General features: G+C 73.9%; 23 protein-coding genes. 3 read left to right on the plus strand and 20 right to left on the minus strand.

Features of this window, described 5'->3' with window-relative positions; all coding sequences use genetic code 11:
* Positions 1-70: 70 nt before the first annotated feature.
* The 4 genes from ACIBIW_RS15790 to ACIBIW_RS15805 all read right to left on the minus strand — a co-directional run bounded on the left by ACIBIW_RS15790 (position 71) and on the right by ACIBIW_RS15805 (position 3,718).
* Complete coding sequence (locus tag ACIBIW_RS15790) at positions 71-1,054, minus strand: IS481 family transposase (protein ID WP_399336269.1); 984 nt, start codon at positions 1,052-1,054, stop codon at positions 71-73.
* Positions 1,055-1,248: 194 nt separating this feature from the next.
* Entirely contained in the window at positions 1,249-2,004 is a 756-nt protein-coding gene (locus ACIBIW_RS15795) for an SDR family oxidoreductase (protein WP_399336271.1), read from the minus strand.
* A 38-nt stretch (positions 2,005-2,042) separates the two neighbouring features.
* Positions 2,043-2,774, minus strand: a complete 732-nt coding sequence (locus ACIBIW_RS15800; protein WP_399336273.1) for an SDR family NAD(P)-dependent oxidoreductase — start codon at positions 2,772-2,774, stop codon at positions 2,043-2,045.
* A gap of 107 nt (positions 2,775-2,881) precedes the next feature.
* Positions 2,882-3,718 carry an SDR family oxidoreductase gene (locus ACIBIW_RS15805; protein WP_399336275.1) on the minus strand — a complete coding sequence of 279 codons (837 nt, stop codon included), beginning with the start codon at positions 3,716-3,718 and terminating at the stop codon, positions 2,882-2,884.
* A 95-nt stretch (positions 3,719-3,813) separates the two neighbouring features.
* On the opposite strand from ACIBIW_RS15805, the gene ACIBIW_RS15810 reads away from it, so the two are divergent.
* The gene (locus tag ACIBIW_RS15810; protein ID WP_399336276.1) at positions 3,814-4,383 is read left to right on the plus strand and encodes a TetR family transcriptional regulator; all 570 of its coding nucleotides are present in this window, start codon (positions 3,814-3,816) and stop codon (positions 4,381-4,383) included.
* 221 nt (positions 4,384-4,604) lie between these two features.
* Here the strand turns inward: ACIBIW_RS15810 and ACIBIW_RS15815 are convergent, their stop codons facing one another.
* The 10 genes from ACIBIW_RS15815 to ACIBIW_RS15860 all read right to left on the minus strand — a co-directional run bounded on the left by ACIBIW_RS15815 (position 4,605) and on the right by ACIBIW_RS15860 (position 14,950).
* Complete coding sequence (locus ACIBIW_RS15815; RefSeq protein WP_399336278.1) at positions 4,605-6,056, minus strand: amino acid permease; 1,452 nt, start codon at positions 6,054-6,056, stop codon at positions 4,605-4,607.
* Positions 6,057-6,139: 83 nt separating this feature from the next.
* On the minus strand, positions 6,140-7,141 hold the full coding sequence (locus ACIBIW_RS15820) for a proline racemase family protein (RefSeq protein ID WP_399336280.1): 1,002 nt from the start codon (positions 7,139-7,141) through the stop codon (positions 6,140-6,142).
* Positions 7,141-8,091 (minus strand): dihydrodipicolinate synthase family protein, encoded by a 951-nt coding sequence (locus ACIBIW_RS15825; RefSeq protein ID WP_399336282.1) that lies wholly within the window; start codon positions 8,089-8,091, stop codon positions 7,141-7,143. The genes ACIBIW_RS15820 and ACIBIW_RS15825 overlap by 1 nt, the downstream gene beginning before the upstream one ends.
* Before the next feature lie 28 nt (positions 8,092-8,119).
* Positions 8,120-9,580 (minus strand): FAD-dependent oxidoreductase, encoded by a 1,461-nt coding sequence (locus tag ACIBIW_RS15830; protein ID WP_399336284.1) that lies wholly within the window; start codon positions 9,578-9,580, stop codon positions 8,120-8,122.
* Positions 9,577-9,903: a (2Fe-2S)-binding protein gene (locus ACIBIW_RS15835; protein ID WP_399336286.1), complete on the minus strand. Its 327-nt coding sequence runs from the start codon at positions 9,901-9,903 to the stop codon at positions 9,577-9,579. Before ACIBIW_RS15835 ends, ACIBIW_RS15830 begins: the two co-directional genes overlap by 4 nt.
* Complete coding sequence (locus ACIBIW_RS15840; protein WP_399336288.1) at positions 9,900-11,111, minus strand: NAD(P)/FAD-dependent oxidoreductase; 1,212 nt, start codon at positions 11,109-11,111, stop codon at positions 9,900-9,902. The genes ACIBIW_RS15835 and ACIBIW_RS15840 overlap by 4 nt, the downstream gene beginning before the upstream one ends.
* A 259-nt stretch (positions 11,112-11,370) precedes the next feature.
* Entirely contained in the window at positions 11,371-11,967 is a 597-nt protein-coding gene (locus ACIBIW_RS15845) for a helix-turn-helix domain-containing protein (protein ID WP_399336290.1), read from the minus strand.
* 224 nt (positions 11,968-12,191) lie between these two features.
* Positions 12,192-12,872, minus strand: coding sequence for a response regulator (locus ACIBIW_RS15850; protein ID WP_399336292.1), 681 nt, complete (start codon positions 12,870-12,872; stop codon positions 12,192-12,194).
* A complete protein-coding gene (macS, locus tag ACIBIW_RS15855) occupies positions 12,869-14,086 on the minus strand; it encodes a MacS family sensor histidine kinase (protein ID WP_399336294.1) in 1,218 nt (405 codons plus the stop codon). The genes ACIBIW_RS15850 and macS overlap by 4 nt, the downstream gene beginning before the upstream one ends.
* A gap of 30 nt (positions 14,087-14,116) precedes the next feature.
* Complete coding sequence (locus ACIBIW_RS15860; protein ID WP_399336296.1) at positions 14,117-14,950, minus strand: lysophospholipid acyltransferase family protein; 834 nt, start codon at positions 14,948-14,950, stop codon at positions 14,117-14,119.
* Between the two features lie 339 nt (positions 14,951-15,289).
* Between ACIBIW_RS15860 and ACIBIW_RS15865 the strand changes: the two genes are divergently transcribed.
* Together ACIBIW_RS15865 and ACIBIW_RS15870 are read left to right on the plus strand one after the other, a co-directional pair.
* Positions 15,290-16,069, plus strand: coding sequence for an alpha/beta hydrolase (locus tag ACIBIW_RS15865; RefSeq protein WP_399336298.1), 780 nt, complete (start codon positions 15,290-15,292; stop codon positions 16,067-16,069).
* A complete protein-coding gene (locus ACIBIW_RS15870; RefSeq protein WP_399336299.1) occupies positions 16,062-16,787 on the plus strand; it encodes a hypothetical protein in 726 nt (241 codons plus the stop codon). The genes ACIBIW_RS15865 and ACIBIW_RS15870 overlap by 8 nt, the downstream gene beginning before the upstream one ends.
* Positions 16,788-16,847: 60 nt before the next feature.
* On the opposite strand, the gene ACIBIW_RS15875 is transcribed toward ACIBIW_RS15870, so the two are convergent.
* The 6 genes from ACIBIW_RS15875 to ACIBIW_RS15900 form a co-directional block, all read right to left on the minus strand.
* A complete protein-coding gene (locus ACIBIW_RS15875) occupies positions 16,848-17,609 on the minus strand; it encodes an endonuclease/exonuclease/phosphatase family protein (protein ID WP_399336301.1) in 762 nt (253 codons plus the stop codon).
* Between the two features lie 89 nt (positions 17,610-17,698).
* Positions 17,699-18,640, minus strand: coding sequence for an ROK family glucokinase (locus ACIBIW_RS15880; protein ID WP_399336303.1), 942 nt, complete (start codon positions 18,638-18,640; stop codon positions 17,699-17,701).
* A gap of 65 nt (positions 18,641-18,705) precedes the next feature.
* Positions 18,706-19,296 (minus strand): DUF5304 domain-containing protein, encoded by a 591-nt coding sequence (locus tag ACIBIW_RS15885; protein ID WP_399336305.1) that lies wholly within the window; start codon positions 19,294-19,296, stop codon positions 18,706-18,708.
* A 152-nt stretch (positions 19,297-19,448) separates the two neighbouring features.
* Positions 19,449-20,624: an ArsA family ATPase gene (locus ACIBIW_RS15890; protein ID WP_399336724.1), complete on the minus strand. Its 1,176-nt coding sequence runs from the start codon at positions 20,622-20,624 to the stop codon at positions 19,449-19,451.
* Between the two features lie 102 nt (positions 20,625-20,726).
* Positions 20,727-21,170 carry an SRPBCC family protein gene (locus ACIBIW_RS15895; protein ID WP_399336307.1) on the minus strand — a complete coding sequence of 148 codons (444 nt, stop codon included), beginning with the start codon at positions 21,168-21,170 and terminating at the stop codon, positions 20,727-20,729.
* A 75-nt stretch (positions 21,171-21,245) separates the two neighbouring features.
* The gene (locus ACIBIW_RS15900; RefSeq protein WP_399336309.1) at positions 21,246-22,037 is read right to left on the minus strand and encodes a metallophosphoesterase; all 792 of its coding nucleotides are present in this window, start codon (positions 22,035-22,037) and stop codon (positions 21,246-21,248) included.
* Between the last annotated feature and the right edge of the window lie 122 nt (positions 22,038-22,159).

A 22,159-nucleotide genomic window follows, 5' to 3' on the forward strand; every position in this document is an offset into this window, starting at 1 on the left:
GCGGCCGACCGCTACCACCACGTGGAAACGGGGCCGCTGCGCGACCGGTGAGTCGCCCCCCGAGTTCTGCCTAGGCGTATTGACCTGCAGGGTTGTTTACGCGACTGATGGGTGGCTGCCTGCCGAGTGCGGTGTGGCATCGGTGGTAGTTGTAGGTGTGAAGGAAGTCCGCCAGGGCGTCGGTGCGTTCGGCGTTGCTGGCGTACGGGCGCACGTACGCCCATTCGTCGAGCAGAGTGCGATTCAGGCGCTCCACCTTGCCGTTCGTCTGCGGACGGTAGGGCCGAGTGCGCTTGTGGACGATGCCGGCCGCGCTCAGAGTCCGGCGGAACAGCGCGGACCGGTAGCACGAGCCGTTGTCGGTCAGGACGCGCTGAACGGTGATGCCGTGCGCGGCGAAGAAGGCGTCGGCACGTCGCCAGAATGCGGAGGCGGTTTCCTTGCGTTCGTCGGCGAGGGCTTCGCTGTAGGCGAGCCGGGAGTGGTCGTCGATGGCGGTGTGGATGAAGCTGTAGCCGATCACCGGACTACCGCCCTTGCGGACACTGGTAGTGACCTGCCGGTTGGCGAGGGCGTGCTGTCGGGGCATGAAGCGATGTCCGCCGCCGTCGGGGATGTTGCCGAGATTCTTGATGTCGACGTGGATGAGTTCGCCAGGCTGTTCGCGTTCGTAGCGGCGGATGATCTGGCCGGTGGGCCGGTCCATCCAGCGCAGCCGGTTCAGGCTGTGGCGGGTGAGGACGCGGTGGACCGTGGAGGCGGGCATGCCGAGGATGGGGCCGATCCGAGCCGGGCCGAGTTTCTTTTCTTGCCGCAGGGCGCAGATTTGTTTCTCTATTTCAGCGGGGGTGCGGTGCGGCGTGGTTCGAGGTCTGCTCGTGCGGTCGTGCAGTCCCGCGTCGCCTTCGGCACGCCAGCGGCGGACCCACTTGTGTGCGGTAGTGCGGGAGATGCCCATTTCGTCGGCCACGTGGGCGACGGGGCGGCCGGCCCGGACTCTGTCGACGAGGAGGCGTCTGCCGTGAATGGTCATCCGGGCATGGGGATGGGGCACGGGTACCTCTGCGCGAGTTGATCAGAATGGAACGGGAGGAGCATGGGAGTTCGTGCCGCTTTGCCAGGGGACGGGCTGCGGAGGGGGCGGCAGCAGGCATGAGACGGCGCGCCGGGGGTCAGTCGGCGCGCCGCGAGGGGGACGTTCGGTGAGGTCGTCTCGCCTGTCTGTCTCGTTGTGTCTGGCTCGGCTCGTTACTGGGGCAGCCCGCCGGTGACGGTGAGGGTGGTGCCGCTGACCCAGGTGGCGAGGTCGCTGGCGAGGTATTCGGCGGCGTCGGCGACGTCGCTGGGGTTGCCGATACGGTCGCCGATGCGGCCGGCGGCCTGGAGGCCGCGGAAGGGGGAATCGCTGGGGATGGAGTCGATAAAGACTCCGGCCTCGTCGATGGGTCCGGGCTGGATGGTGTTGACGGTGATGCCGCGCTCTGCCGTCTCGCGGGCGAGGACCTCGGCGAAGTAGCGGCTCGGCGCCTTCGTCGCGGTGTAGAGGCCCGCCCCGGCGACGGGGCCGGCGATGGCGGTGGAGGCGATGTTGATGATCCTGCCGTTGTCAGCGACGTGTTGCGCGGCCCGCTGCAGGGTCAGGAGCGCGCCGTGGGCGTTGACGTTGACCATGCGGTCGATCTGTTCGTCGCTGAGGTTGGCGATCGGGGTGCCGAGCAGTTCCAGTCCGGCATTGGCGACGACGATGTCGACGGTGGCGAAGGCTTCCCTGGCCTCGGCGAACAGCCGGTCGACGTCTGTGGGCTGGGAGATGTCGGCCTTGACGGCGATGGCCTTGCCGCCGTGCGCGAGGACTTCCTTGAGTGCCTGATCGGCGTTGGCGTTGTTGGATGCGTAGTTGATGACGACGCCTGCGCCGAGCTGCGCGTAGCGCAGGGCGATGGCCTTGCCGATGCCTCGGGCGGAGCCGGTGATCAGGGCGGTCTTGCCGGTGAGGTCAGTCATTGCTCTCTCCGAAAGCTCTTCAGTGGACCTGCGGGCGGTTAGTGCGCCGCAGGTGCGGGGAAGCGGTACTCGATCTGGGTGCGGCCGGTGTAGAGCTGCCAGTAGGTCTCGGCGAGGTCGGCGGGGTCGATGACGTGCATGCCTGTGGTGCCGCCGGTGATCTCGGCGAGCTGCTCGGGCGAGATCGCGTTGTAGGACTCGCTGTTCTTGATGAGCGCGGAGAGGGTGACGACTCCGGCGTAGACGCCGGCGTCGGCGACTTCGCCGTGCAGGGAGTAGACGAAGTTGCGGATGCCGGACATGGCCGGGCCGATGCCGCTGATGAAGGGCTGGGGGTCGGCGGCGGTGAAGCCGCCGGTGACCATGAAGGCGCCTTCGCCGCGCTCGGTCATCTCGGGCAGCACGGTGTGAGCGATCTCGACGGGGGTGAGCAGGAAGAGGTTCACCCAGTGGCTCAGCCGCTCGGCATCGAGCTCGGTGGCGGGCATGAAGGCGGTGCCGGCCGGAAGAGGCTGGTAGGACACGACGTCGATGCGGCCGAAGCGGTCCTTGATGGCCTGCACCACCGTGGTGGCGTTGCCGGGGTCGGACAGGTCGGTGGGGAACGCGGCGGTCTCGATGCCCTCGGCGGCGAGCTCGTCGGTCATGGCCTGCAGCCGCTCGGCGTTCCGGGCGATCAGCGCGATGCGGTAGTTCTCCCTGCCGAAGCGGCGGGCGAGGGCGGTACCGAGGCCGGAGCCGGCACCGAAGATGGCGAGAACCTTGGACATGGCTGTTGCGTCCTTCGTGGTGTGGTGGGGCAGGGTGGCCCGGTTTCGGGCGTGCCTGGGTAGGGGGCCGTCGCGCAGAGGACCCCAGGGGCTGGATCGAGGAGGTTTTAGAAGTCGGTGGAGGCGGCGGTCGCCTTGCCGGCGTCAAGCTCGGCGATGCGGTCGCTCAGTGCTGTCCGCATGGCGCTGTAGGCGTCGCTGCCCAAGGCCAGGCGGCGCGGCGCCGGACTGTCCTCGGCGGAGGCGATGATCGCGGCGGCGACCTTCTGCGGATCGCCAGGCGCCTGGGCGGTGACGTTGTCGACCGTGGTGAGATAGCCGCGGATCTGACCGGCCGGGCCCGCGGCGTACTCGGGCATCCCCGGCGCGATGTCGAGGTTGGCGCCGAAGGTGGTGCGGATGACGCCGGGCTCGACCATGGTGATTCCGACACCGAAGGGGGTGACCTCAGGGATCACGGACTCGAAGAAGCCCTCCACGCCCCACTTCGAGGCGTGATACATGCTGGCGCCAGGCGTGGTGATGTGCGCGCCCATGGTCGAGGTCTGGACGAACCGGCCCCCGCCCTGCGCCCGCAGGTGCGGCAGCACAGCCCGCAGCAGCTGGATCGGCGCGGTCATGTTCAACGCGATCTGCGAATCGATCAGCTCGTCCGTCAGCTCCTCGGCCGCGCCGACGGAACCGCGTCCGGCGTTGGAGAACACCACATCCACCGGTCCCACCTCGGTGAAAACGCGGTCCACGACGGCGCGCAGCGCCTGGGTGTCGGTCACATCGAGGGGCGCGGTCCACAGCAGGTCCGGGTACTTCTCCGCCAGGTCTGCCAGCGCCTCGGGGTGCCGCGCGGTAGCCGCCACCCGGTGGCCCTGGGACAGGAGCTGCTCGGTGACGGCGCGGCCGATGCCCGCGGTGGCTCCGGTGATGAACCAGGTCTTCAATGTCATGACATCGCCCTTCTATTTCAACCGTTTGGTTGACTCTTAGAACGTAGGCGTGCCCAATGGCGATGTCAAACGGGCGGTTGAAATAGGATGGAGCCATGGCCTACGACCCCGCTGCCACCCGTGCACGCCTGCTGACTGCCGGATACGAGGAGTTCCTCCGGGTCGGCCTTGCCGGTGCCCGTATTGCCCGGATCGCCGAGGCCGCCAAGGTCAACAAGCAGGCCGCCTACCATCACTTCGGCTCCAAGGAAGCCCTGTTCGAAGCGGTCATGACCGACAGGCTGCGCATCCTGGCCGACGCCGCTCCCTTCACACCGGACGACCTGCCCGGATACGCCGGCGCCCTCTTCGACGCCCTGGCCGCCGACCCCGGGGTGCAGCGCCTGAACCAGTGGAAGATGCTCGAAAATCCGGAAGCCTCCGCAGGCGAAGTCGAGGCCCACGTATCCAAGGCCGCCGCCGTCGCCGAGCACTACGGCATCGGCATGTCACGTGCCACCGACGTCATGATGATCGTGCTGGGCATCGCCATGAACTGGAACGCGACCGAAGCGAAGATCCGCAACCCGCACGGCGAAGACAAGGCTCACCGCCTTCAGGAACACCGCACCGCCGTCGTGTCCGCGGTCACCGCAGTCACCAATGACCTCCTCGGAGAGCGCTGACATCTGCGCAAACACGCTGAGCACCCTCAGCTAGCGCACTCAGTCACGAATGCGCCGGCGAGCTCGCTCTGCCACGACCTTTCTCCTATCCGGACGAGACGGCGGGCAGGTGCGCGAGTCGCGGCACCTCGGCGAGCCTCCAAACTTGACCGCGGGCGACACTGCCCAGCCGTTAACAACGCTGGTGGTCAATACACCTAGGGAGGGTGTGACCACCCCCGTCAGTCACCCACCCCCGGCACCCCCCGATTCTCCGCCGAGTTGCGGAAGCCGTACGTCCCGTAGAGCACCAAGCCGACAACCATCCATACGGCGAAGCGCAGCCACGTCACCCGGTCCAGGTTGGTGATCAGCCAGAGGGAGAATGCCACGCCGGTCGCGGGGACCAGGGGGACCAGGGGGGTGCGGAAGGAGCGTGGGAGGTCGGGGCGGGTGTGTCGTAGGACGACCACTGCCACCGCTACCACCACGAACGCGGCCAGGATGCCGATGTTGGTGAGGTCGGCCGCCTCCCGGATCGGGAGGAAACCGGCGATCAGCGCGGAACCGGCGCCGACCGGCCAGATCACCCGGGTCGGCACGTGGCGGCGCGGGTGGTTCCTGGCGAAGTAGCCGGGCAGCAGGCCGTCGCGGCTCATGGAGAACCAGACCCGGGTCACCGCGAGCATGTTGGCGAAGGCCGAGGTGGTGACGCCGACGACCGCCCCGATCGCCACCACCATGCCGAGCCCGGAGAGCCCCACGGACTCCAGGGCGCTGGAGAAGGGGCTGCCGACCGAGATGTCCCGGTAGTCCTGCATGCCGAGGAGTACCACGCAGGTCAGCAGGTAGATCACGGCGGCGATGGCGAGGGAGATCACGATGGCCTTCGGCAGCACCCGCTTGGCGTCGGCGCTCTCCTCGGCCGCCGCGCTCATCGCGTCGTACCCGTACACCGCGAAGAACGCGGTGGCGGCCCCGGTGAAGGTGCCGTCGAGGCCGAACGGCAGGAAGGGGCTGAAGTGCCCCGAGGATATGTGGAAGGCGCCCGCCACCACGACGACCGCGACGATCAGCAGCTTGACCACCACGAGCACCGTCTCGAAGCGCGCCGACTGCCGGGTGCCGCGGGACAGCACGAACGCCAGCAGCAGGCAGAGCAGCAGCGCGAAGAGGTCGACGCGGTGGCCGTCGCCGCTGCCGGGCGCCCCCAGCGACCAGGCGGGCAGGTGCAGCCCGATGTGGTCGAGGATGTAGGTGAGGTAGCCGGAGACGGCGATGGCGACCACCGCCACGATCGCGGTGTACTCAAGCAGCAGGTCCCAGCCGATGAGCCAGCCCACCAGCTCGCCGAGCGCCGCGTACGAGTAGGTGTACGCGCTGCCCGCCCTGGGCACGGCGCCCGCGAACTCCGCGTAGCACAGGGCGGCCGCGCCGCTCGCGACGATGGCGATCCCGAAGGAGATCATCACGCCGGGTCCCGCGTCGTCGTGCGCGACCACCCCGGCGAGCGAGAAGACCCCGGCGCCGACGAGGCCGCCGAGGCTCAGCGCGACCAACTGCCACAGGCCCATCGTGCGGCGCAGCCCGCCCGCGGTCTCCTCCTCGCCGGTCTCCGCGGGCTTGAGCCGGAAGAGCCCGGCCCGTGAGAACAGGCCGCCGCGTGCGGCGCGGTCGGTTTGCTGGAACGCCAAGGGACACCTCCTGGTGTGCCGGTGGCCGCCGTGCCCGGCGGTGCATGCCGGTGGCCGCCGCGCCCGGCGGTGCGCGGGCCGCGTCAGAGGACGAAGCCGTGCGGGAACGGGTCGGCGGGGTCGAGCAGGTAGTCGGCCCTGCCGGTGATCCAGGCGCGCCCGGAGAACTCGGGCACCACGGCGGGCAGCCCCCCGACCTCGGTGGTGGCGAGCAACTGCCCGGTGAAGCGGGTGCCGATGAAGGACTCGTTGACGAACTCGGTGTGCAGCGGCAGTTCCCCGCGCGCGTGCAACTGCGCCATCCGGGCGCAGGTGCCGGTGCCGCACGGGGAGCGGTCGAACCAGCCCGGCCTGATCGCCATCGCGTTGCGGGAGTGCCGTGCGGTGGAGCCCGGCGCGAGGAACTGCACGTGCTTGCAGCCGTGGATGAGCGGGTCCGCGGGGTGGCGCGGCATGTTCTGCTCGTCGACGGCGCGGGAGATCGCGAGCCCGGCGGCCAGGATGTCGTCCTTGCGTGCCCGGTCGAACGGGAGCCCGAGGCCGGCGAGTTCGACGATGGCGTAGAAGTTGCCGCCGTACGCCATGTCGTAGGTGACCTCGCCGATGCCGGGCACCTCGACCTTCGCGCCGAGGTCGAGCGCGAAGGCGTCCACGTTGCGCAGGGTGACGTGCTCGGCGGCGCCGTCGCGCACCGCGACCCTGGCCTCGACGAGCCCCGCCGGGGTGTCGAGCCTGACCACGGTCTCCGGCTCGCGCACCTCGACCATGCCGGTCTCCACCAGCACCGTCGCGACACCCACGGTGCCATGGCCGCACATCGGCAGGAAGCCGCTGACCTCGATGTACACCACGCCCCAGTCGGCGTCCTCGCGGATCGGCGGCTGGAGCAGGGCGCCGCTCATCGCGGGGTGGCCGCGCGGCTCGTCCATCAGGAACCTGCGCAGACCGTCCAGGTGCCCGACGGCGTACGCGCGGCGCTCGGCCATGGTGGCGCCCGGCAGCGCGGGCACCCCGCCGGTGACCACCCGGGTGGGCATGCCCTCGGTGTGGGAGTCGACGGCGCTGAGGGTGCGGACGCTGCGCATCAGGCCGGCTGCCCCTCGGCGGCGGCCCCGGCGGCGATGGCGTCGACGGCGCGCCGCATGTCGGCGGTGACCTGTGCGTGGTGGGCGGGCACGAGCGGTCCCCGGGGCGGGCGGCAGGGGCCGCCGTAGCGGCCGACCAGCTCCATGCCGAGCTTGATGGCCTGCACGAACTCGGTGCGCGAGTCCCAGCGGAACGCGGCGACCAGCGGCTCGTACAGCGCCCGCGCCTCGGCGAGCCTGCCCTCCACGGCGAGCGCGAACAGCCGGGCGGACTCGGCGGGGAACACGTTGGGGAACCCGGCGAACCAGCCGGTGGCGCCCATCACCAGGCTCTCCAGGGTGACGTCGTCGGCGCCGCAGACCACGTCGAGCCCGGGCGCCTCCTCCTTGATCTGGAGGACCCGGCGGACGTCGCCCGAGAACTCCTTGACGGCGTGGACGTTGTCGATGGCGGCGATCTCGGCGAGCAGGCCGGGGGTCAGGTCGACCTTGGTGTCGAGGGGGTTGTTGTAGACCATGACGGGCAGTCCGACGGCGGCCACGGCCTCGAAGTGGGCCAGGATCTCGCCCCGGTTGGCCCGGTACATCGTCGGCGGCAGGCAGAGCACGCCGTCGGCGCCGTCCTCGGCGGCGGCCTCGGCCCAGTGCGCGGCCAGGTGGGAGCCCACGCCGTGCACCCCGACGATGACCCGGCCGCGGCCCGCGACGGCCTCGATGGCGGTGCGGGCGACGCGGCGGCGCTCCTCGTCGGTCAGCGAGGAGTACTCGCCGAGCGAGCCGTTGGGCCCGACGCCGTCGCAGCCGCTGTCGACGAGCCAGCGGCAGTGCTCCGCGTAGCGGTCGTAGTCGACGGCGAGGCCCGCGGGGGCGCCCGGGTCCTCGCGATAGGGCAGGGCGGTCGCGACGACGACGCCGGTCAGCGCCTCGGCCTGGGGGGTGGTGCTGGTCATGTACGGCTCTCCTGACGGAATCGGTGGGTCACGCGGGCGGGGCGGGCGGCACGGGTGGGGCGGCGAGTTCGCCGAGGCGCACCGGCACGGCGACGGGCCTGTGGTGCGCTCCCGCGGGTACGGGGCCCCCGGGGCGCGGCGGGGTGTCGGGGCCGCTGCGGGCGCGCAGTTCCGCGACGGTGGGGCCGCAGACCCTGGCCTGGCAGGGCCCGAGCCCGGCGCGGGTGTTCAGCCGCGCCACCCGGTCGTCGGCGTCCGCGGCGGCGCACAGGCTCGCGTAGTCGGTCGCCTCGCAGCGGCAGACCACGGTGTCGGGGCGCAGCCAGCCCGGCCAGTCGGCGCCGACGGGGTGGGCGCGGGCGAGCCGCGCCGCGAAGGCCCTGCCCTGGTCGCGGCGGCGGCGCAGCGCGGTGAGCGGCCGGGCGGCCGGGTCGCCCCCGGCGGCGAGCCAGCCCGCGAGGGCGCCCTCGGTGCGGGCGGCGGGTGCCCCGGCGACACCGGTCAGCTCCCCGCAGGCGTAGACGCCGGGGCTGCTGGTGGCCTGGTCGCCGTCGACGGCGACGTACGCCTCTCCGGGGCGGGCGCCGGGCGGCGCGGTGAGGTCGCAGCCCGCGGCGACCGGGAGTTCGAGGCGGGGCGTGAAGCCGTGGCCGACGCAGACGGCGTCCACGGGGGTGGTCCGCTCGGTGCCGGGGACCACGGACCAGTCCGGCCGCAGCGCCGCGTCGACGACCTCCTCGACCCGGCCGTCGCCGCGCGCCTCGACCACGCCCCTGCCGGTGCGGTACGGGACCCGGTGGCGGGTCAGCGTCGCGCCGAGCGCGGCGAGTTCCGCGCCCTTGCCGCCCTGCGCCGCGAGTTCCCAGGGCCGCCGCAGCCAGCCGCGGGCGAGCGCGGCGCCGCGGCCCGCTTCGAGGACGGCGGCGACCTCGGACCCGGCGTCGAGCAGCGCGGCGGCCACCGGCAGCAGGAAGGGCCCGGTGCCCGCGACCACCACCCGCTCCCCCACCGCCAGCCGTTCGCCCTTGGCGAGCGCCTGGGCCGCGCCCGCGGTGCAGACCCCCGGCAGGTCCCAGCCGGGGAAGGGCAGCACCCGGTCGTGGGCGCCGGTGGCGAGCACCAGCGCGTCGGGCGTGAGGACGTGCCGGGCGCGGGGGGCGCCGGGCTCGCCGCGCAGTACGTGCACGGCGGGCGGGCGCGCCTCGCCGGGTTCGGGGCGTTCGAGCGCCCACACCTCGGCGCCCGCCCACCAGGAGCAGCGGGGGTGGCCGAGCACCCGGGCGCTGCGCTCGGCGAAGGAGCGGTAGCCGTGCTGGACGGCCTCGGGGCGCGTCGCGCCGTAGGCGTCGGGGAGCATGCGGTGGTACTGGCCGCCGGGGCGCTCGGCGTCGTCGACGAGGGTGACCTGGGCCCCGGCCGCGAGCGCGGCGTCCGCCGCGGCGAGCCCGGCGGGCCCGGCGCCGACCACCACGACCGCGCGGCGCGTCACGGGCGTGCCCCATCGGCCCCGGGGCCGGTACGTGACTGGGTGGTGACGGTGTCCCCGTCGCGGGCGCGGCGGCGGCAGGCGCGCACGTCGCGCTCGCCGTTGACGGTGAGCAGGCAGTCGAAGCAGACCCCGATGCCGCAGAACACCCCGCGGGGGCGCCCGTCGCGGCCGGTGCGCCAGGCGGTGCGGCCCGCGGCGAGCAGCACTCCGGCCAGGCTCTGGCCCGCGACGCCGGGCAGCGGGGTGCCGTCGACGGTGATGGTGAGGGGGCGGTCGCCGCGGCGCACCGGGTCGGTGGCGGCGGGCACGAGCCTCGGGGTCATGACTCCTCCTTGGCGGCGGGCGCGGGGGCGCCGTCGGGCGGGGTGCCGAGGGCGGCGGGGCGGTCCACCCGGAACGGGGCGGGGTCGAGGGCGGGTTCCGCGTCGAGCAGCAGGTCGCGCAGGAGCCTGGCGGTGCCCACGGAGAGGCCGATACCGGCGCCCTCGTGGCCGGTCGCGTGCCAGAGCCCGGCGAGGCGCGGGTCGGGTCCGATGAGCGGCAGGTGGTCGGGGACGTACGGCCGGAAGCCGCCGTAGGCGCGCATCACGGGGACTGCGGCGAGGGCGGGGAAGAGCCGCAGCGCCTTGGCGGCGACGGCGGACAGCACCTCGGGGCGCGTCCTGTCGTCGAAGCCCGCGCGGCGCCTCGACGAGCCGATGAGCACGCTTCCCGCGCGGGTGGCCTCCACCACCGCGGAGGTCATCAGCTCCCCGGCGCCGCTGCCGACGGCGCCCACGTAGTCCGCGTCGTAGACCTTGTGGAAGACGGTGGGCGGCAGCGGGGTGGTCACCAGGATCTCGCCGCGGCGCGGGCGGACCGCGACGGGGGCGCCGAGCCTCACGGAGAGTTCGCCCGCCCAGGGCCCCGCCGCGTCGAGGAAGACGTCGCCGCCGAGCGTCCCGCGTGTGGTGCGTACGGCGGTGATACGCCCGCCGCGGGTGACCGCGCCCAGCACCTCGCGCCCGGTGTGCAGCCGGGCGCCCGCCGCCAGCGCGTCGCCGAGCAGCGCGGCCGCGGCGCCCGCGGGCTGCACCTGGGCGTCCTCGGGGTAGTGCACGGCGGCGGTGTGGTCCTCCGTCAGGAAGGGCTCGGCGGCGCGCAGTTCCGCGGCATCGAGGGGGTCGGCGCGCACCCCGGCGGCGCGCTGCGCGGCGGCGAAGCCGAGCAGTCCGTCGGCGCCCCCGGGGGTGGTGGCCACGACGATGCCGCCCTTGGGCTCCCACTCGGCGGCGCGCGAGGCGCCCGGGGTGCGCTCGTCGAGGGCGGCGAGCACTTCGGGCCACAGACGGCGGGAGAGGCGGGCGAGTTCGAGTTCGGGCCCCGGGCCCTTGTCGGAGACCAGGATGTTGCCCTCGCCGTGCGAGGTGGTCGCGGCGGCGGCGCCCGCCCTGTCCACGACGGCGACGTCGAAACCGGCGGCGGCCAGCTCGCGGGCGCAGGCGGCGCCGATGATCCCGGCGCCGAGCACCACCACCCGCGTTCGGCTCACTCGCCCGCCTCCGTTCTGTATAACGAACGAAATTCAGGCTAGGTATCCGGGGAGCGGGTGTCAACGGACCGTCCGCCCGCCGATCGGCCCGCGGACGGCGCCGCGGCGACGCGGTACGGCGGCCACCCGCAGGGGCGGGGGCGGCGGGGCGGCGGCCACGCGCAGAGGCGCGAACGGCGGGGCGGCGGCGCGGAACGACAGCAGCGCGCGGGCGCGAACGACGGAGCGGCGGCCCGCGCGCAGAGGCGGGAACGCGGTCTCAGTGAGGGGAGTTGGGCTGGTCGGCGGCCTCGTGCCGGCCGGAGCGGTAGTGCAGCAGCAGCACCGAGCGCACCGGCCCCTCGGGGGCCGCGTAGCTGTGCGGGAGGCGGCCGTCGAACGCGATGTAGTCGCCGGGGCCGAGGTCCACCCGGCGGCCGTCCACCTCGGCGACGAGCCGCCCCGACTGGACGACGGTGTGCTCGGTGCCCGCGTGGCCGAGCGAGCGCTGCCTACCGTCGGCGCGCACCTGCTGGTCGAACACCTCCACGATCATGCCGCTCGCCTCGATCCTGTGCAGCGCCCGCAGGTCGACGCCCTCCCCCGACAGCACCTCGGTCTCGGCCGCGCGCACCACCGTGACCGCGTCCGAGTGCCGGGCGTCCATCAGGTCGGAGATGGGGATCTCCAGCGCCCTGGAGAGGCTGAACACGGTCTCGATGGTGGGGTTCCCCGTCGCGGACTCAAGCTGCGAGAGGGTCGCCTTGCCGATCTTGGAGAGCTGGGAGAGCTTCGAGAGGGACAGGCCGCGCCGCACCCGCTCCCGACGGAGGTTGGCCGCAAGAACGTCCCTGATCGAACTCTCGGGGGACTTCACTCGGGACTCCTTCGGCTGAGCCGGCCCGGCGGCCTGTTCCACGGGGCTCACGTCCCGCCGCCGCGCCTGATGCGGTGTTCGGTTTAACGTACGGCCCTCCGGGTGACCGTTCGGCTTACTGAACGTACACGATGGGGGCAAGAACCGGGAAACCGGGGCGTACCGGCACCACGGGCGAGCGCCCGCGCACGCGCCCCATGGCTCACCCGCACGCGCCCGGCGGCTCAGGTGTCCAGGCCGCGCTCTATGGCGTAGCGGACCAGCTCGACCCTGTTGTGCAGTTGGAGCTTGCCCAGGGTGTTCTGAACGTGGTTCTGCACGGTGCGGTGCGAGATGACGAGGCGCTCCGCGATCTGCTTGTAGCTCAGCCCCTTCGCCACCAGGCGCAGCACCTCGCGCTCCCGGTCGGTCAGCCGGGGCGCCCGCGGCCCGTCCGGCGCGGACGGCGCGGGCTCGGACGCCAGCCTGCGGTACTCCCCGAGCACCAGGCCCGCGAGCCCCGGCGTGAACACCGGCTCGCCCGCGCCGGTGCGCCGCACCGCGTCGGTCAGCTCCTCGGTGGAGGCGGACTTCAACAGATAGCCGGTGGCGCCCGACTTGACCGCCTCCAGTACGTCGGCGTGCTCCCCGCTCGCCGAGAGCACCAGCACCCGGAGCCCCGGCAGCGCCGCGACCAGCTCCCCGCACACCAGCACCCCCGGTTTCGCGGGCAGGTTGAGGTCAAGCACCAGTACGTCGGGCGCGGCGGCGAGGGCGCGCCGTACCGCCTGCTCGCCGTCGCCCGCCGTGGCGACCACCCGGAACCCGGCCTCGCCGAGGTCGCGGGCGACCGCGTCACGCCACATCGGGTGGTCGTCGACCACCATCACCCTCAGCGGCTCCCCCGCCGCCGCGCCGTCCGTCATGCCCGCTCACCCCGCCCTGTCCTCGGAACCGTCAGTTCGACCTCGGTGCCCTGTCCCGGCACGGAGACCAGTGCGGCCGTGCCGCCGATGTCACGCAGCCGCCCCTTGATGGAGAGCGCCACCCCGAGCCGCCCCTCCCCCTCGGCCTCCGCGAGCCTGCCCTCCGGGATGCCGGGCCCGTCGTCGCGCACCGTCACCGTGACCGCGTCCGGCTCGTCCTCGACGAGTATCCAGGCGCGCGCGCCCGGGCCCGCGTGCACCCGGACGTTGTCGAGCGCCGCGCCGACGGCCGCGGCCAGCTCGCGCGCGGCGTGCCCGGGCAGCGGCACCGGGGCGCCGGGCTCGGCGAACGTCACCAGGGAGCCCGCGTACGGGGCGAGCAGCGGCCGTACGTCCGACTCGCCCCCGGGGCCCGCGGACGCGGCCGGGCGCCTCTTCCTGACGGCGGCCGGTGCGCGTCCCGGGGGCGCCTCCTCGGCGGGCGCGGGGGCGGCGCCGGTGACCAGGGTGCGCAGCGCCACCTCCTGCTCGCCCGCGAGCCTGCCGAGTTCGGCAGCCTCGCCGCCGAGGGCGGTGCCGCGGCGCTGCACCATGGCCAGGACCTGGAGGACGCTGTCGTGGATGTCGCGGGCCAGGCGCTCGCGCTCCCGGGTGGCGGCCTCGATCTCCAGCGCCCTCGCGAGGGTGCGCTCCGAGGCCCTGGCCACCTCGACGACGTAGCCGATCGCGATGGCGGCCACCCAGACCAGCAGGACGTTGTGCAGGGTGCCCCAGGTGGGGGTGCCGCGCTGCGCGATGTCGGCGACGCCGACCAGGGTGGAGGCACCGGCGGCCCACCGCCAGCCGCCCTTGAGCGCGTAGGCGAGGACGGAGCCCGCGCTCCATATCGTCGGCAGCGTGGGGCCCCCGACGGCGGCCGGGGACGTGCCCGCCGCCAGCGGTGTCAGCAGGATGCCGGCCACCGCCATGCAGAGGTCGGCGGCGAGGAAGCCCCGGGTGCAGGCGGCGGCCGTGGAGATACGGCGCACGGTGGCGACGTTCCACAGCGCGAGCGCCACGAGGTAGCAGACGGCGACCCCAGGACGCTCGTACTCGCGGTCGCCGAACGCCGCGATACAGACGGCGTAGACTACGGTCAGCAGCCGGTAGGCGATGAGTGCCTGCCACATCGGCTGTTCCACCGACATCCGCATGACGCGTCCGCGCCCGGTCATCTCGTTCCCCCCTGCCCCCTGGCGCCCGCCCTAAGGGTTCGTTCCCCCGGCCGGGCCGCCGTCCTGTCCCTCGCTCCGCGGCCCGCCGCCAGCGGTGGCGGACGTCGCGCCCGCCACCGCGGGCCGTGCCCCCCTGGCGTCCCGCTGCCGCTCGGCCCTGCCCGTCTTCTGGGCCGCCGCGGCCTCGTTCAGCTTCCGCTTCGCCGCCGTCGCGTAGATGTCGACGTACTCCTGGCCGGAGAGCTTCATGATCTCGTACATCACCTCGTCGGTCACCGCCCGCAGCACGAAGCGGTCCTGCTCCATGCCGTGGTAGCGCCCGAAGTCCAGCGGCCGCCCGATCCTGATGCCGGGGCGCATCAGCTTCGGCAGCACCTTGCCGGGCGGCTGGATCTTCTCCGTGTCTATCATCGCGACCGGGATCACGGGGGCGCCGCTGGCGAGCGCGACCCGGGCGAGGCCGCCGGGCTTGCCGCGGTAGAGGCGGCCGTCGGGAGAGCGGGTGCCCTCCGGGTAGATGCCGAACAACTCCCCGCGCTCCAGCACCTCCACACCGCTGCGCACCGCCGCCTCGCCCGCGCCCCTGGCGCCCGAGCGGTCGACGGGGAGCTGCCCCACGCCCTTGAAGAAGGCCGCCGTCATCCGCCCCTTGAGCCCGGGGGTGGTGAAGTACTCGGCCTTCGCGATGAACGTCACCTTGCGGTCGAGCATGATCGGCAGGAAGAAGGAGTCGGAGAACGAGAGGTGGTTGCTGGCCAGGATGGCGGGCCCCTCGGCGGGGATGTTCTCCAGGCCCTCCACCCAGGGCCGGAAGGCGAGCCTCAGCGACCCTCCGAGGGAAAGCTTCATCGCTCCGTAGATCAACCCACTGCCTCCCGTTTCCTCACTGCCGACCTTACCCGCGCCCGGACCCCTCACCCTCCCCGGAGCCCCGCGGAAGGCCCTGGTCGGTGTCGGTGCCGTCGCGTACGGTGAGGTACACCGCGCGCGTCCGGCGGCGCGGGTCAGTCGGGGGCTCCCGTCCGGGAGGGCCGTGCGGCGGCCCGTGGACGGCCTCGGCGGGCCGTTCCGCGACCGGTTGCGCGCGGTTGCGGGCGGTTCCACGGCTCCCGCACCACGACGACACAGCACGACGCCGCAGCACGACGAGACAGCACTACGAAACAGCACGACTTCACGACGTAGCACGAAGAGGAGACCGAGGTGCCGGTCCTTCCCGGAGCAGAGCCCTACCACCACCAGGCCGGTGACACCGGAGTGCTGTTCTGCCACGGCTTCACGGGGTCGCCCCAGTCGCTGCGCCCCTGGGCCGAGCGGCTCGCCGCCCATGGCCTCACCGTCTCGCTGCCGCTGCTGCCGGGGCACGGCACCCGCTGGGAGGACCTGGCGGTCACCGGCTGGCAGGACTGGTACGCGGAGGTGGACCGGGAGCTTCTGGCGCTGCGCCGCCAGTGCCGCGAGGTGTTCGTGGCGGGCCTGTCGATGGGCGGCACGCTGGCGCTGCGGCTCGCGGCGCGGCACGGGGAGGGCGTGGCGGGGGTGATGGTGGTGAACCCGGCGAACCGGGTGCACAGCCCGCTGGCCCCCGTACTGCCCGTGGTGAAGCACCTGGTGCGCGCGGTCCCCGGCATCGCGGACGACATCGCCAAGCCGGGGCGGCGGGAGCTGGGCTATGCCAGGATGCCGCTGACCGCTGTCGACTCGCTGCGCCGGTTCTTCCGGCTCGTGGACTCGGAGCTGCCGATGGTGACGCAGCCGCTGCTGCTGATGACCAGCCGCCAGGACCACACGGTGCCCACGGCGGACTCGGCCCGGGTGCTGTCCCGGGTGTCGTCCACGGACGTGACCCGCCGGGTGCTGGAACAGAGCTACCACGTCGCGACGTTGGACTTCGACGCGGACCTCATCGTCGACGAGAGCCTGGCTTTCGTCGGCCGGTCCGCCCCCGCAGTCGGCAAGGAAGGGACGGGGACCGGTGGCTGAGCAGGACGCGAACCGCGACGAGGGCCTCGACCCCGACGAGCCGGCGGCGGAGCCGGGCCACGGCGCCCAGGACTCGGGCGGCGCCCCGGCGGCCGAGGCCGTGGAGCGGCCGGGCGCGGCGGGGGACGCCGTCCCGGAGTTCGACGAGGAGGCGGCCTGGGCCGCGATCGTCGCCGGGTACGGCGAGGAGCCGCCGGACCCGCCGGGCGCCAAGCCGTTCAAGTCGGTGGAGGACCTGGCGCTGCTCGACCCGGAGCAGAACGAGGAGCCCGCTCCCCCGAAGCCCGGGAAGACCGAGAAGCCCGGGGAACCCGAGGAGCCCGACAGGAAGCCCGACGGGAAGCGCGGCGCCGGGCGCCCCGCGGGCGGGGACGGCGCGCTCGGCGACTCGGTGACGTTCGCGCCCGGGGTGGGCCCGCGGGACTTCGCCCCGGCCCGGCCGTCGGACGACGACTTCGACGCGGACGACGAGGGCCACTTCATGCCCCCCGAGCCCCCGCCGCTGCCGAGCCCCGACGTGACGTCGCGCTTCGCCTGGCTCGCCGTGGTGGGCGGCCCCATCCTGCTGCTGCTCGCGGTGCTGCTCGGCTGGCCGATGACATGGTGGCTGACGACGCTCGGCGTGGGCGGCTTCGTCGGCGGTTTCATCACGCTGGTGGTCAGGATGCGCACCGACGAGGAGGACGACGACGACCCGGGCCGCGGCGCGGTCGTCTGACCCCCGGGGCCCGGTGCTGACCCCCGGGGCCGGTGCTGGGCCCCGCGCCCAGTGGGCGCGTCAGCCCGCCGGGACGCGTACCGCGGCGAGCACCGGGAGGTGGTCGCTCGCGGCCCTCAGGTCGGCCCCGGTGACACCGGGCAGCGCGTCGGGCACCCCGCAGCCCAGCACCGTCACGCCCGCGGTGGCGAAGACGGCGTCGATGCGGCGGCGCGGCAGCTCGGGCGAGTAGGTGAGTTCGCCGCCCCAGGGGGCGGCCCCGCGGCAGTCCTGGAGGGCGCCTGCGAGGCGGCGGAAGGCGGGCCCTTCGGGCCGCTCGTTGAGGTCTCCGCCGACGACGGCGTGGGGGGTGCCGAACGCCTCGGTCCGCTTCAGCAGCAGCCCCGCCTGTACGGCCCGCTCCTGCGCCCCGAGCGAGAGGTGGCAGCTCGCCACGCCGAGCCTGGCGGCCCCGAAGCCGACGACCGCGGTGGCGAAGCCCCTGCGGTGCAGGCCCGGGGTGAGCGGCAGCAGCACGTCCTCGGTGCGCTCGACGGTGGCGCGCAGCGAGCACAGCAGCGCGGGTCCCGCCGCGGGCGCGCCCCCGGAGAGCAGGACGAGCCCGGAGGCGGAGGCGAGCGCGGCGAGCTTCTTGCGCCAGCGGAAGAAGCGGGGGGCCTCCTGCACCAGTACGAGGTCGGGGGCGCAGGCCCTGATCACCCGGGCGAGCGCCGGGACGTCGTCGCGCAGCGAGCGGACGTTGTAGGAGAGCACCCGTACGACGGCCGAGCCGTCGGATTCGGTGCGGGAGACGGGGAGTTCCGGGGCTGTGCTGCCGTTCATGGCGTCAATCTAGCGTGCCGGGCGGGAAGGGCCCTGGGGCCCTTCCCGCGGCGCGTGTGCCCCTTCCCGCGGCGGGCGGGGCCGGGGCCTCAGCCCTGCCTGGCGAGGTCCGCGGCGCCCACGAGGCCCGCCTTGCCGCCGAGTTGGGCGGCGAGCACCTGGGCGTGCGGGCGCCACTGGTTGCCGATGAGGCGGCGGCGGAAGGACTTGCGGATGGGGTCGAGGACCAGTTCGCCCTCGTCGGAGACGCCGCCGCCGACGATGAACGCGGACGGGTCGAAGAGCGAGGCGAGGTCGGCGAGGCCCGCGCCCGCCCAGCGCGCCAGCTCACGGAAGGAGTCGACCGCCACCGGGCAGCCGAGCCGCGCGGCCTCGCTGATGTGCCGGCCCTCGACGCCCTCGACGGTGCCGTCGCCGAGGCCGAGGAGTATCTCCGCGCTCTCCGGGGTGGCCTGGGCGCGCTGCTTCGCGTACCGCACCAGGGCGCGGCCCGACGCGTACTGCTCCCAGCAGCCCTGGCTGCCGCAGCCGCAGAGCAGCCCGTCGGGGACCACCCTGATGTGCCCGAACTCGGCGGCGACGCCGAAGCGTCCGCGGCGCAGCTTGTTGCCGATGATGATGCCGCCGCCGAGCCCGGTGCCGAGGGTGATGCAGATGACGTCCTCGTGGCCCTGGCCCGCGCCGAAGCGGTACTCGCCCCAGGCGGCGGCGTTCGCGTCGTTCTCCACGACGACCGGCATCCCGACCCGCTGCTCGACCTTGTCCTTGAGCGGTTCGTGCCGCCACTGGATGTTGGGCGCGAAGAGCACGGTGGCCCGCTTGTCGTCCACGTAGCCGGCGGCGCCGATGCCGACGGCCTCGATGTCGTGCCCCTGGCCTGCGGCCGTGACGGCCGTACTGATCGCGTCGACGATGCCCTCGGCGGTCGACGGAGTGGGCACGGTGTGTGTGTCCAGAATCGTGCCCTCTTCGTCCACCACACCGGCCGCGATCTTGGTACCACCGATGTCGACGCCGATGGTCAGTCCCATGTGTCCCTCAGTTTCGGTCGAGCCCCGCTACGGGCAACGGTACCGGAGGGCCACAGGGGCGACTGTCAGTCCAGGTCGATGTGTTCGCCGGAGGCGGGGCCCTCGTCGCCGGGGTCGTGGCGGCCGTCGGAGGGGCCCGTGGCGCCGTCCTCCCGGCCGGACGTGCCGCCCGCGCCGGGCTCACGGGGCCCGTCCTCGCCGGCCCGCCCGGTGCCGCTCGGCCCGTCGCGCTTGTCGAGGAGCGGGCGCTCGCCGCGGTCGGCGGGGGCGGGGTCCTGGTCGGCGGCCGTGCGGGTCCAGCGGCCCTCCTGGGACTCGACGGCCGAGCGGTAGGCGGCCAGCAGCTCAGAACCGGCGGCGGCCAGATGGTCGAAGAGGTCGGGGTTGCGCTCGATGACGGGCTCGACGGCGGCCCTGGCCTGCCGCACGGCCTGCTGCACCACCTGCTGGGCGGCGCTCTGCCCGGCGAACCCGAGCAGCGAGCCGCCGCCCGAGAGCTTGTCGGCGAGCACGTCGGCGAGCCTGCGCAGCTCCTCGGCGGCGGAGCCGGGCGGGGGGCCGTACCTGCCGCGGCGACGGGCCTTCTCCGCGGCGAGGTCCTCGGCGCAGGCGGTCGCCCACGCGTCGGCGTCGGGGGTCTCGACTGGTTCGGACACGTTGGGGTCCCTCCCACGCCTCTGGGCCGCCTCCGGCGGCCTGACGGCGGCCGCCCGACGGCGGTGCGCGCCGTCTGCCGGTGCCTACCGGTGGTTCCCGGTCCCTTCGACGGTACCCGAAGGGGCCGCGATCCCCCGAAGGTGCGGCGGTGTCACCGCTCGCGCGGCCACAGCTCCGGGTCGGGGGCGAAGCGGACCCGCAGCTCGCCCTCGCGGAGACCGGCGCCCGCGACGGTGCAGCGGCGCAGCACCGAGGGGAGTTCCAGGACGCGGTGGAACGGGCCCGCGGCGACGCAGAGTTCGTCGCCGCGCCGCATGAGGTCGAGTTCGCCACGGGTGGCGCCCGGCAGCGGCAGCGCCCAGACGAGGACGCCGTCCTCGGCGAGGCGGTCGGTGACCCGGCCGCGCTCCCCCGCGCCCGCGGGGCCTGGCGGCGGGGCGGCGAGCGCCGCCAGGTCGTCGGTGCCGCGGGGCTCGTACCCGAGGTGCGGGATCTCGTACGGCGCGGGCGGGGAGCCCGGCTGCGGGCCCCACTCGGCGAGGGCCTTGCGCTGGGACGCGGCGAGCGCGGCGAGCGGTCCCGCGGCGGTGCCCCCGGGCAGCACCCGGTTGGCGAGCACCGCGTCGACGCGCACGCCGTGCAGGGCCAGGCCCATCCGGGCGGTGCGCAGGGCCTCGGTGCCCGCGGCGCCCGGTTCCACGACGAGCCGCGCGGTGGTGGCGGGGTCCTCGATGACGCTCTGCACCCCGGCGAGTTCGAGGTCCCAGCGCCCGGCGGCGTCGTAGAGCCACTGAGCGGGTACGGGCACCCCGGCGAGGCGGCCGAGCACGGGCCGCAGCGCGCGGGCGGCCTGCCGCTCGGGCGGCAGCAGCCTGCGCAGATAGCGGCGAAGGCGCTCGGGCAGCGCGAGCGCGGTGAGCGCGGGGACGGTGGCGGGCAGGTCGACGACGACCAGGTCGAAGGGGCCCGCGGCGGCGTCCCGCAGGGCGCTCAGCAGGGCGAGTTCCGCGCTGCCGGGCAGCGGTGCCAGCTCGTCCGCCTCGAACGGGGCGGTCCCGAGGAGGTCGAGGGCGGTGGCGGAGCGCTGCTGGAGGGCGAGGAAGTCGTCGCGGAAGGCGGCCGCCTGGTCGGGACGGAGCGCGGTGAGCCCGGGGGCGATCCCGGTCGGCGTGTGCCCCGTGGGGGTGCCGAGGACGGCGCCGAGGGTGTCGGTGGGGTCCGCGGAGATCAGCAGGGTGCGGGTGGCGGGCCCCGCCGCGAGGGCGGTGGCCGCCGCGAGGGTGGTGCGGCCCGCGCCGCCTGGACCGGTTACGAGGACTGTGCGGATGGTGTCTTCCTGCCGATGGTGTCGGGGCGTCGCGGCCGGGTCCGCCGGGTGCGCGGGCGGTGGCGGGGCGGTCGCCGTGCGGGCTCGGGCCCTGGCGGCGGCTCAGCCCTTGGCGGCGGACTCCACGCGCTTCTTCAGGCCCGCGAGCGCCCGGTCGATGATGACCTTCTCCGCCTTGCGCTTGATCATGCCGAGCATGGGGATCTTGACGTCGACGGTGAGCTGGTAGGTGACCTCGGTGCCCGCACCCTTGGGCTTGAGGAGGTAGGAGCCGTCGAGGGAGCGCAGCATCTGGGACTTGACCAGGGTCCAGCTCACCTCGTTGGCGCTGTGCCAGGTGTAGGCGAGGGTCTGGTCGTCCTTGATCGCACCGGCGTCCATCACCAGTCTGACCTGCTCGGCGCGGCCGTCGCCGTCGGTGGCCAGCACCTCGGCCTCCTTCACCTCGCCCGTCCAGTCCGGGTAGCGCGCGAAGTCGGCGATCACGCCCATGACATCGGCGGGTGCCGCCTCGATCGTGATACTCGAACTGGTGTGTTCCGCCATCGCCGTGGCTCCTTGAGGAAGCGGTCCCGTCAGGGGTGATGTGCATGCCCCGAGCAGGCTACCGCGCACCGCGTCTCACCATTGAAGGACCCAGGGCCTGCCGGTACGGGCGAAGTGGCCGACGTTCACGCACTCGGTGGCCCCGACCCGCATGCGGGCGGCGAGCGGCTGGTGCACGTGTCCGAAGAGGGAGTAGCGGGGCCGGGTGCGGCGTATGGCGTCGAGCAGGGCGGTGCTGCCGCGCTCGAAGCGCCGCGCCACGGTGTCGTACACCAGCTCGGGGACCTCGGGCGGGATGTGGGTGCACAGCACGTCGACCTCGCCCACGGCCTCGATCTTCGCCGCGTACTCCTCGTCGCCGATCTCGTACGGGGTGCGCATCGGGGTGCGCAGCCCGCCGCCGACGAACCCGAAGACCAGGCCGCCGATCTCGGCGCGCTCCCCGTCGAGGACGGTGGTGCCCTCGCGGGCGTACTCGTGCCACAGGCCCGGCATGTCGACGTTGCCGTAGGTGGCGTACGTCGGGGTGGGGAAGGCGGCGAACAGTTCCTCGTACTGGCGCCGTACCGCCTGCTCCACGGCCCGCGCCCGGTCCTCGCCCATGCCGGACCAGAGCCTGCGGTCGAGGGCGCGCGCCTCCTCGAAGCGGCGCTCGGTGCGCAGTCTGACGATCAGGTCGGCGTTCTCGGTGCCGAAGAGGGTGGGGAAGATGCCGCGGGAGTGGTCGAAGTAGTCGAGGAAGAGGACCAGGTCGCCGAGGCAGACCAGGGCGTCGGCGCCCTCCCCTGCGCGTGCCAGGTCCTGGGCGTTGCCATGGACGTCGCTGACCACGTGCACGCGGGTGCGCCCGCTACCAGTGCCTGCCATGGCCTCACCCTAGAACCCGCCGCCGCGGCGGCGGAGACCGCCCGGCGGGCGGGCCCGTCCTGGATCTCGGGCCCGGTCGCGGGTCCCGGACCTGCGACGACTTCCGCGGCGGCGCGGGGGTG

It is taken from the genome of Streptomyces sp. NPDC050560 (assembly GCF_044457285.1).
GTDB lineage: Bacteria > Actinomycetota > Actinomycetes > Streptomycetales > Streptomycetaceae > Streptomyces.